Here is a 1,339-nt window from a genome sequence, read left to right on the forward strand (position 1 = left end):
TGCTTAATTTCTTGTGCCGATAAATGCCAGTTTTGGCTAATGACTTCACACATCTGCTCAACACCATACTGTTTTTTCTTAATGTCTTGTGCTTCAGGAATACCATCGGTATATAGCACTATACCATCTCCTAGCTGTAGCTCAAGTGAAACGTGACTGATGAACTCAGCAATGTCATCGTCAAGGGCGATGGGGAAGCCTAAATCCATGGTGTCGATACGTTCTACCTCTCCACCGTTTCGCACAATGATTGTTTCTTCATGTTGTCCACTGATGCTGACCCATCCTTCGCAGTAATTTAAAATCGCTAGGGTAAGAATTTTCTCGGAATTCATGCGCTGCACGTTTTTGTAAAGGGTGCGGTTGAGCGCATCTAAAAACCGCACCGGATCAGTTTCGCGGATTTCCTTAAGGGTACGGACTGCCGTTTGCGCCATCAGCATCAGGATGCCGCTTTCGAGTCCATGTCCAGTAACATCGCCGATGCCAAGAGTGACAACGCCATCGGTGTTTAAAACATCATAGTAGTCGCCGCCGACTTCATCGGCAGCCTGCATATATGCGGCAATATCGAGCCCGTCAATTTTCAGTTCCTCAGCGTTTGGCAGAATCATCTGCTGCATTTGACGCACGATATCTAATTCAGCACCCATGCGAAGATTTTCTTGCTTGAGTCTCTCGTTGAGGGTAATAATTTCGTGATTGGCACTTGCCAGTTCTGCCGTGCGTTGTTTGACTTTATCTTCTAAGGTTTCAAACAATTCCTTGAGTTGGTCTGCCATACGGTTGAAGGAGTTTCCCAGCTTATCAAGTTCAACGAGGCGAGTGTGTTTAACGTATTGCTTCAAGTTGCCATCTGCCATGTCTTCTGAGGCTTGGGTAATCCGCTCAATGGGGCGGGTAATCCAACCAGCGGTGAGAACACCGATCACCAGCGCCATCATCAACGCTACCAGAGACAACCCTATTGTGCTACGAGTATTAGCATTGATTTGACCCATGAAGTCGGATTCTGGAACTACAGTCACGATTAGCCAGTTCAAGCCAAACTCGTCGTGCCAAGGATGAACACGGACAAAGTGACGTTGTCCTTTAATTTGAAAGTTCAACGTTTCCCTTTTTGTAATTCGCTGAAAATTACTAAACCGATTTTTTAGAGTTTGAGCAGTGCTTTGAATTAACGGCTCATTAATATTTAACGCATTAAAGCGTTTGGTCTTACCATTTACTTGGGCAAAAGAGGGTTGAGAACTAGAATTGGCGATTAACTGCCCATCTCGTTCCATGACAAAGACTCGTCCTGATGAGCTAACGTTTAACGGGCGCAAAAAGTTCGTAA

General features: G+C 45.3%; 1 protein-coding gene. It reads right to left on the reverse strand.

What is annotated here, in order from left to right:
- Window positions 1-1,286 (reverse strand): PP2C family protein-serine/threonine phosphatase (locus tag QUB56_RS36910; RefSeq protein WP_332961305.1); only part of this gene is annotated, 1,286 nt, incomplete at its 3' end.
- Window positions 1,287-1,339: the final 53 nt, after the last annotated feature.

Source organism: Microcoleus sp. AR_TQ3_B6, from assembly GCF_036702785.1.
In the GTDB taxonomy this organism is placed as follows: domain Bacteria; phylum Cyanobacteriota; class Cyanobacteriia; order Cyanobacteriales; family Microcoleaceae; genus Microcoleus.